Here is an 8,535-nt window from a genome sequence, read left to right as displayed (position 1 = left end):
GGCCGCCCCCCGCTTTGCTTTTTCTTTTCCGGAGCACCCCATGAACGAAGCCTTCATCGACATCGCCACCCGCTGGTGGACCAGCCTGGGCGGCGCCGCCGCCAGCCTCACGCGCATCGTGCTCATCGTCCTGGTGGCCTGGCTGCTGGTGGTGGTGCTGCAGCGCGTGGTGGGCACGCTGCGCGAGCGCATCGCCAGCCGGCTGGACGATCGCGAGGCGGCCAAGCGCGCCCAGACGCTGGACCGCGTGTTCCGTTACCTGATCGTCGTGGTGGTGAGCCTGGTGGCCGGCATGCTGGTGCTGGGCGAGGTGGGCGTGTCGGTCGCGCCCATCCTGGGGGCGGCGGGCGTGGTGGGCCTGGCGGTGGGCTTTGGCGCGCAAAGCCTGGTGAAGGACTACTTCACCGGCTTCTTCCTGCTGCTGGAGAACCAGATCCGCCAGGGCGACGTGGTCAAGATCGGCGACCACGCCGGCATGGTGGAGGTGGTGACGCTGCGCTATGTGCAACTGCGCGACTACGATGGCAACGTGCACTACGTGCCCAACGGGCACATCAACACCGTGGTCAACATGACGCGCGACTTCAGCCACGCGGTGATGGACATCCGCGTGGCTTTCCGCGAGAACGTGGAGGACGTGATGGCCGTGATGCGCGACGTGGCCTCGCAACTGCGCGCCGACCCGGCGTTCGAGCCCCGCATCCTGGCCGACATGGAGATCGCCGGCGTGGACAACTGGGCGGAGTCGGCGCTCATCATCCGCTGCCGCTTCCGCACCCTGCCGCTGGAGCAGTGGGGCATCAAGCGAGAGTACCTGCGCCGCCTGAAGGCGGCCTTCGATGCGCAGGGCATCCAGATCCCGGTGCCGCACCTCATGGTGTACCCGGGGCAGGACCGCGAGGGGGCGGTCCCGCCGCTGGGCGCCGCGCAGGCCGCGCCCCAGTCGTGATCAGGGCCGCGCGTCGAGCGCGCGGGCAGCGCCGAGCAGGGCAGGCGATTGCAGCGCGGTGATCACCCACACTGGAATCCCGCTCTGGTAAGCCTCGAAGCGGCCCTTGGCTTCGAAGCGTTCGCGGAACGGCGAGGTGTCGAACCAGGTGCCCAGGCGAGGCACCACCCCCCCGCCGATGTAGACCCCGCCGCGCGCACCCAGCGTGAGCGCGAGGTTGCCCGCCACCGCACCGAGCACGCCGCAGAGCATCTCCAGGGCCTCCAGCGCCTGCGGGTGCCGGCCTTGCAGCGCGGCCTCGGTGACGGTGGCGGCGCTGCCGAACGCGCTGGCGTCCACGCCATCGGCTTCGCACAGGATCTGGCAGGTCTCCAGCAGGCCGGTGCCGCTGGCCACGCGCTCGGCCGAGGCATGGCCGTGGCGGCGCACCAGCGCGTCCATCACCACCCGCTCGCGCGCGGTGGCCGCTGGCAGGGTTACGTGGCCGCCCTCGCCGGCGATCGGCACCCAGCCGCCCGCGCCGTCGGGCAGCAGGCCCGAGACGCCCAGCCCCGTGCCCGCGCCCAGCAGCGCGATGGCCGCGCCGGGCACCGCCGCGCCGCCGCCCACCTGGCGCAGCTCGTGCGCGGGCAGGTGCGGCAGGGCCAGGGCCAGGGCGGTGAAGTCGTTGAGCACGCGCAGCGTGGTCAGACCCAGTTCGTCGCGCAAGGCCGACTGCGAGAACGACCAGTGATGGTTGGTCATGCTCACGCGGTCGCCCGTGACGGGGTTGGCCATGGCGATCGCCGCCGCCGTGGGCTGGCGGCCCAGGCCGCCGAGGTAGACGCGGATCGCGGCGTGCAGGCTGGCGTGTTCGGCCACGGGCAGCACCTGGATGTGCTCGATCGGTGCGCCGTGGCCGTCCTGCCAGGCCAGGCGGGCGTTGGTGCCGCCCACGTCGGCCAGCAGCCGGCCTTGTCGGGGAGATGAAGACATGTTGCGAGGGAAAAGGTCGGACAAGCCCCGACCATACCGCGTCAGGCGGCCGGCGTGTTCAGGGCCGCGGCAGGTTCGCGCGCACCCAGCGCACGATGTCGGCTGCACCCATTGCACCGGGCTGGCGCGCCACCTCGCGCCCGTTCACGAACAGCGCCAGCGTGGGAATGCTGCGGATCTGCAGCCGCGCGCCCAGGGCCTGGGCTTCTTCGGTGTTGACCTTGGCCAGACGAATTTGGGGTTCCAGCTCGCGCGCGGCGGCCTCGAACTGGGGCGCCATGGCGCGGCAGGGGCCGCACCAGGGGGCCCAGAAGTCCACCAGCACCGGCACCTGGGAGCGGCCCACGTGTTTTTCGAAGGCCGCTTCGTCCAGCGCCGCCGGATGGCCGTCGAACAGCGCGCGGTGGCATTTGCCGCAGTCCGGCGACTGGCTCAGGGCGTCGCGGGCAAGGCGGTTGGTGGTGTGGCAATGGGGGCAGACGATGTGCAGGGGCTCGGTGGTCATGGGGCGATCCGGAACGGCAATGTCTTGCAGATGGCCGCCATACCGTCGATTTCAAGCGGCTCAGATCAGGTAGCCGATGAGGCTGGCAACCATGCTCAGCACGACGGTGGTGGCAAAGGGCAGGAACCACTCGCGCCCGAAGGCCTTGAAGTGGAAGTCGCCCGGCAGCCGACCGAAGCCCAGCTTGCGCAGCAGCGGCGTGAACCAGCTGATGAGCAGCAGGGCCAGAAAGATGACGATCATCCAGCGGATCATGGTCAGAGCCGGTGCGTGCGGTCGCCGGCCGCGAAACCCAGGGGCAGCCAGCCGGCGGCGCTGCCGGCCGGTGCCAGCGCGATCACCTTGAACAGCTCGCCCATCTCGTGTTCGTTGACGAGCTTCTGCATCATCGCGTTCTGCCGCGCGTCGGCGCGCTGCGCGAGGTCCAGCAGGCCGCAGTTCAACAGGAAGCGGCCCTGGCTGGTGTAGCCCAGCACGTCCAGCCCCGCGTCCTGCGCGGCCAGGGCGATGCCGGTGAAGTTCACGTGCGCGGTGATGTCCTTCTCGCCCACGTCGCTCAACGGGTCGCTGTCGCTGCGGTGCGCGCGGTGGCAGATCAGTGTGCCCATGGCGCGTTGCGGGTGGTAGTACTCGGCCTCGGGGAAGCCGTAGTCGAGCAGGAAGGCCGCGCCGCGCTTCAGGCGGTCGCCCAGGGTGCGCACGAAGGCCTCGGCCTGCCGGTGGATTTCGGTGACGTAGTCGTGTCCGCCCTCGACCTCCATCGGTGGGCGCAGGTCGGTCGCGCGGTCGGCCCAGGCCAGGGCGCCCGCCGCGTCCAGCGCCACGCCGCGTTCGTGCCACACGCCGCCCGTGCGCGCGAGCAGTTGCACCGGCATGGCGTCGAGCACCTCGTTGCCCAGCACCACGCCGTGCAGTTGCTCGGGCAGGGCATCGGCCCAGTGCACCCGCGATGCGTGCGCGGCCAGGGTGTGGCGCTGGCGTTCGCGCAGGCTGCCCGAGAGGTCGACGATGGTGTAGCGCCGCAGCGGCTGCCCCAGTTCAGCCAGTGCCTCGATCACCTGCAGGGCGAGCGCGCCGGTGCCGGCGCCGAACTCCCACACCTCGTCGGTGCCGCTGGCGGCCAGCGCCTGCGCCACCTGCCGCGCCAGGGCCTGGCCGAACAGCGGGGTGAGTTCGGGCGCGGTCACGAAATCGCTGCCGCCCTGGGGCAGGTGACCGAATTTCGCCAGCGCGTTGGCGTAGTAGCCCAGGCCGGGCTCGTAGAGCGCGATGGCCATGAAGCGGTCGAACGGCAGCCAACCGCCGCCCTGGGCGATGGCCTCGCGCACCCGCGCCAGCAAGGGGCTCGTTAAACTCTCGTGTTCTGTTGCCATGGGGGTTCGCACCCCCGGATTGTCCTTCATGCCCAGCGCCACCCCCCCGCCTATCGCCACGCGCACCGTGCTCGTCACCGGCGCGGGCAAGCGCCTGGGCCGCGAGATCGCGCTGGCGCTGGCGCAGGCGGGCTGGAACGTGGCGGTGCACCACCGCCACTCGGCCGACGACGCGCACCGCACCGCCGCCGACTGCGCCTTGCGCAGCGGGCGCGACGGCAGCGCCCACACCTTTTTTGCCGATCTCGGCGACGAGGCCAGCGTGCGCGCCCTGCTGCCGACCGTGGCCGCGCACTTCGGCCAGGTGGACGCGGTGGTCAACAACGCCTCGATCTTCGAACACGACAGCGCGCCCAGCTTCGGCTTCGCCGCGCTGGAGCAGCACCTGCGCGCCAACACCGGCGCGCCCGTGCTGCTGGCGCAGGCCCTGCACGCGCACCTGGAGGCGCGGCAGGCCGAGGGCGTGGTGGTCAACCTGCTCGACCAGAAGCTCTGGAACATGAACCCGGACTTCTTCAGCTACACGCTCTCCAAGGCCGCGCTCGAGGCCGCCAACACCATGCTGGCGCTGGCCCTGGCGCCGCGCGTGCGGGTGGTGGGCGTGGCGCCCGGCCTCACGCTCACCAGCCACCTGCTGAGCGACGAGAAATTCGCCGAACTGCACCAACAGTCGCCGCTGGGGCGCTCGTCAACCCCACAGGACGTGGCCGCGACCGTGGCCTTCGCGCTGGACAACCGATCCATCACCGGCACCACCCTGCTGGTGGATGGCGGCCAGCACCTGATGCGCTTCGAGCGCGATTTTTCGCTGATGTAAGCCAGCGCACGCCCACCATGAACGCCACCGCCGCCGGCAACCAGATCCTCACGCTCACCGGGCTGCGCTTCAATGCCAACCTGGGCATTCTCGACGTCGAGAAAACCGCGCCGCAGCCGATCCAGGTCGATGCCGAGCTCAACCAGGGCACGCAGCCCCTGCTGCCGCACGACGACGACATCGGCCATGTGCTGGACTACCGCAAGGTGCGCCAGATCATCATCGACGAGTGCACCGCCGAGCACGTGAACCTGCTGGAGAGCCTGATCGGCAAGCTCACGCGCCGGCTGATCCAGCTGCCCGGCGTGATCGGCGTGCGCGTGAAGATCGCCAAGCTGGAAATCTTCGACGACTGCGAGGTCGCCATCCGCATGGAGAGCGGGCAGTGGTGAGGCGTCGACAAGGTCCGATGGTGGGCTTTTTTCATTCAGCGGCGGCTTCCAGCCGCTGTGCCCAGGCCTGGTCCCAACAGCATCGGTGATCGAACATCGGCTCAAGGTGCCACCGCACCGGCGCCGAGGCGTGCAGGCGCGACACAAAGTCCTTCAGCAGCCCTGGCGGCACGGTGTGATCCTGGCCGCCCGCAAAGTGATGTTGGCGCACCCGCGACAGCGCGCCGGTTTCGTCGGCCGGGTTGAGCGAGCCGTGCAGCGGCGTCACGCGGTGCCAGGCCGTCCAGGCGGCGGTGTCCAGATTGCCGGCCACCGTGACCAGCAGGTCCACGTCGTTGCGGCGCGCAGCCACCAGGGCGGCCACCGTGCCGCCGCCTGAATAGCCCACCAGTCGCAGGCTGCGGGCGCTGACGCGGTGCTTGAGCTGGTCGAGGGCATGCGATGTGGCCTCCACCACGTCGAGGGCAAAGCGCTGCTGCCTCCAGTGGCGTTGCGGGCAGCCCGTCGCCACAGCCCCCACGTACTGGCACGGCCGGCCCAGGTAGGCCACGGCGTCGCTGCCCTGAGCCAGCGCCAGCCGCAGCGCAAGGGGGTCGGTGGGGGTGGGGTCAACCGAAGCCTGGTCGGCGCTGATCCAGGCCAGGCCGTCGCCTTCGAGGTAGACCGTGAGTTGCGCGGTCGGTGTCGCGATGGCCGGGTGGTAGGCGGCCAGGCGGAACGCGCCACCCTCCAGCCAGGTGCGTTGCCAGCCCTGTGAGGCCGCGAGGCGGTCGGCCGCTTCCAGGCGCTCGGCCGGCGAGGGGATGCCCGCGCACCCGCCGAGCAACAGGGCCGCCAGTGCCCACCCAGCGGCGCCTGCCCACGAATTCAGAATGCCCAACGCAATTTGACGGAGGCGGTCTGGTTGAGGAAGCGCTGGCGGAACTCGGCGTCGTAGCGCGCGGTGATCTCCAGGCCCTGCGCGGTCGTGTGCACCACGCCCAGCCCGGCACGACCGATCCACGGGTCCTGCTTCAGGCCGTAGGTCACAAACGCGGCGCCCGGCGCACCTGCAAAGGCGGCTGTGATGGAGGCTTGCTGGTTGAAGGCGTCGTATCCCAGGCCGGTGTTGGCCACGAGCGTGGTGCGCTCGCCGAACCCATGGCTGTACTTCAGGTCGCCGCCCAACACCAACATGTCGGTGCTGCGGCGGTCGACGTTGAGGTTGAACGCGCCGGCACCGGCCTCGCGGTAGGCGGCATCACGGACCCAGGTGTAGTCCGCGCGCACGCTCGGTGTCAGCGTGGAGCGGTTGCCCACCTGGTAGCTGCGGCCGATGCCGGCACCCACGTGGGCACTGAGGCTGTCGTAGCGGGCGCTGGCCGTGGCGTTGGTCAGCGCGATATGGCGCTGGCCCTTGTTGCGGTTCTGGCCCAGCGTGGCCTGCAGGCTCAGGTCGGTGCGCTCGTCCAGGCTGTGGCTTCCGTAGGCGATGAGCTGGAACACGTCGACGCTGTTTCGCTGCGGGGCCACTACCGAGCGGCTGTCGGTGCTGCTGTTGGCGTAAGCAAAGGCCGCGCCCATGCGGGTGTGGGGTGACACTGTGCCGTCTGCGCCCAGGGCGAAGCCGGAGGTGCTGGCCTTGTAGCCCGAGACGCCCGCGATGTTGTCCTGGTCGGCCCAGGAGCCGAAGGGTTTCATCCAGACCTTGCCGTCGCCGAGGAAGGTGTCTCCCGAGGACAGGCCGCGGTTGGTTTCGATGCGCGCCTGCACCACGCGGTTGATGCCGGAGAAGGCGGCGTTGGCCGCCATCATCGAGCCGCCGGTGAGCAGGGGCAGTGTCTGGCTCACGGCATCGGAGACCTCTTGCTGCGTGGTGAGCGGAACGAAGGCGCTGGCCAGTTCGCTGCCGGGGTTGGCGGCGATGACGGCATCGATCACCCGCGCCGCGCCCAGACCGGGGTGGTTGCTGGTGGAGACCACTGCGTTGACGACCTGGGTCGAGCCACCACTACCACCGCTACCACCACTACCACCACTACCACCACTACCACCACTGGCCTGCGCAGCCTGCAGGACGAGGTCCACCGCGTTGCCGGTCTTGATGGCACGGAAGTCGAACAGCAGCGAGTTGTCGGTCACCGAGAAGCTGCCGTCGCTGTTGAGCGTGGTGGCACTGAGCACGCCAGACAGGCCGGCCGCGGTGAAGTTGAAGTTCGGGTTGGTGACGTTGACGTCGATGCGCGCGTTGCTCGGCAGGTTGGCGGTGCCATTGACCACCAGCTTGCCGTAAGTGGTGTCGTCGGTGACCGTGGTTCTCAGGGCGCCGTTGGCGAGCTGCGTGTAGTTGCCGTTGATGGTCGTCGTCGCGGCGGGCGCGACGGACACCGTGCCTTCGTTGGTGAAGCCATTTTGGGTGGTGACGGCGTGGCCCAGGGCGAATGCGCCGCCCGACGCGACGTTGAGGCGGCCCACGGAGAAGGTGTTTTCGCTCGTGAAGCGGCCGTTGACATTGACGACCGACAGCGCACCGCCGCTCACGGCACCGGAGACGCGCGCGGTGTTGCCGTCGAGGTTGAGGGTGCTGGCGGCATTGAGCTTGACTTTGCCCAACAAGGCGCCGCTGTTGTTGATGACGGTGCCCGCCGCGGCCGAGGCTTCGATCAGAATCGCATCGCCCAGCAGACCGGGCTGGATCGTGCCGCTGTTGTTCAGCGTGGACAGCAACCCGCCCGATTCGGACTTGATCGCGCCACGCAAGGTGCCGGTGTTGTTGAAGGTGGTGATGCGGCTGCCGCTGCCGTTGATGAGCACGGCGGCGTCGTAACTGGCTTCGATGTGGCCGTCGTTGTTGAACGTCGAGATGGTCGACCCGGAGATCACCTGGACCGCCGGGCTGCTCTCTCCGAGGATGGTGCCCGTGGCGCGGTTGAGGACGGTGCCGACCGAGGTCGCGCTGTCGAGCCGAAGCCCGATGATGGAGCCCGGAACGACCCCACCCGAACCGGTGCTGCCACCGAGCGTGCCGGCGTTGTCGATCAGGGTCGCCTGGCTTCCGTAGAACGCGAGCGCGTACTGCTGGTGGGTGGCTGCCGCACCCGCGCTGGCGCTGTACTGCAACCGGGCGCCGTCGGCAATCACGATGGCGCCGAAGGCGCTGCCGGGCAGACCGCGAATGCCGAAGGTGTTGCCGAACGTCGAGTTCCACAACACATTGCCCGTGACGTACAGGCCGCCGGTGACGGTGCCCTGGTTGCTGATGGCCGCATCGGCGTGGGCAACGCCGGTGATGAGGCTGTCCACGAGTTCGACGCAGGCCACGGTGCTCCCCGAGGCGACCGAGTAGGCCGAAGAAACCTGGTTGGCCGGGCAACTGGCCAGGGCGGCCGGAGAGAAGCCGCCCAGCAGGCTGCAGGCGGCGAGAGACAAGGCGGTGCGCGGAAAGCCGGCGCGGCGGCGTGCGTGGTTGGTGCGGGGCATGGCAGTTGCGTTGTGGTCTGAAGGGAAAACGACGCGAATTCTGCGCAGCCGCCTTGCCCGCAAGC

The 8,535-nt window shown here is 69.7% G+C and carries 9 protein-coding genes; 3 read left to right on the top strand and 6 right to left on the bottom strand.

What is annotated here, in order from left to right; genetic code table 11:
- Positions 1–40 precede the first annotated feature (40 nt).
- Positions 41–949 carry a mechanosensitive ion channel family protein gene (locus ACODTB_RS12275; RefSeq protein WP_291121025.1) on the top strand — a complete coding sequence of 303 codons (909 nt, stop codon included), beginning with the start codon at positions 41–43 and terminating at the stop codon, positions 947–949.
- Here ACODTB_RS12275 and glk read toward each other — a convergent pair whose 3' ends face one another.
- From glk to ACODTB_RS12255, 4 genes are read right to left on the bottom strand one after another with little or no spacing between them, the layout of a single operon-like run.
- A complete protein-coding gene (gene glk, locus ACODTB_RS12270) occupies positions 950–1,924 on the bottom strand; it encodes a glucokinase (protein ID WP_291121023.1) in 975 nt (324 codons plus the stop codon). It lies immediately after the preceding gene.
- Between the two features lie 58 nt (positions 1,925–1,982).
- Positions 1,983–2,429 (bottom strand): thioredoxin TrxC, encoded by a 447-nt coding sequence (trxC, locus tag ACODTB_RS12265; RefSeq protein WP_291121021.1) that lies wholly within the window; start codon positions 2,427–2,429, stop codon positions 1,983–1,985.
- A 60-nt stretch (positions 2,430–2,489) separates the two neighbouring features.
- Entirely contained in the window at positions 2,490–2,684 is a 195-nt protein-coding gene (locus ACODTB_RS12260) for a DUF2905 domain-containing protein (protein WP_291121019.1), read from the bottom strand.
- 2 nt (positions 2,685–2,686) lie between these two features.
- The gene (locus ACODTB_RS12255) at positions 2,687–3,802 is read right to left on the bottom strand and encodes a class I SAM-dependent methyltransferase (protein WP_291121017.1); all 1,116 of its coding nucleotides are present in this window, start codon (positions 3,800–3,802) and stop codon (positions 2,687–2,689) included.
- Between the two features lie 28 nt (positions 3,803–3,830).
- Between ACODTB_RS12255 and ACODTB_RS12250 the strand changes: the two genes are divergently transcribed.
- Positions 3,831–4,619 (top strand): SDR family oxidoreductase, encoded by a 789-nt coding sequence (locus ACODTB_RS12250; protein ID WP_291121015.1) that lies wholly within the window; start codon positions 3,831–3,833, stop codon positions 4,617–4,619.
- Between the two features lie 17 nt (positions 4,620–4,636).
- Positions 4,637–5,011: a dihydroneopterin aldolase gene (locus ACODTB_RS12245; RefSeq protein ID WP_291121013.1), complete on the top strand. Its 375-nt coding sequence runs from the start codon at positions 4,637–4,639 to the stop codon at positions 5,009–5,011.
- Positions 5,012–5,042: 31 nt separating this feature from the next.
- Here the strand turns inward: ACODTB_RS12245 and ACODTB_RS12240 are convergent, their stop codons facing one another.
- The gene (locus ACODTB_RS12240; protein ID WP_291121011.1) at positions 5,043–5,891 is read right to left on the bottom strand and encodes a dienelactone hydrolase family protein; all 849 of its coding nucleotides are present in this window, start codon (positions 5,889–5,891) and stop codon (positions 5,043–5,045) included.
- A complete protein-coding gene (locus tag ACODTB_RS12235) occupies positions 5,879–8,470 on the bottom strand; it encodes an autotransporter family protein (protein WP_291121009.1) in 2,592 nt (863 codons plus the stop codon). The genes ACODTB_RS12240 and ACODTB_RS12235 overlap by 13 nt, the downstream gene beginning before the upstream one ends.
- Between the last annotated feature and the right edge of the window lie 65 nt (positions 8,471–8,535).

This window comes from Hydrogenophaga sp. FG152 (assembly GCF_057809615.1).
Note: the sequence above shows the minus strand (reverse complement) of the source record. Positions and strands in the feature narration are given on the sequence as shown.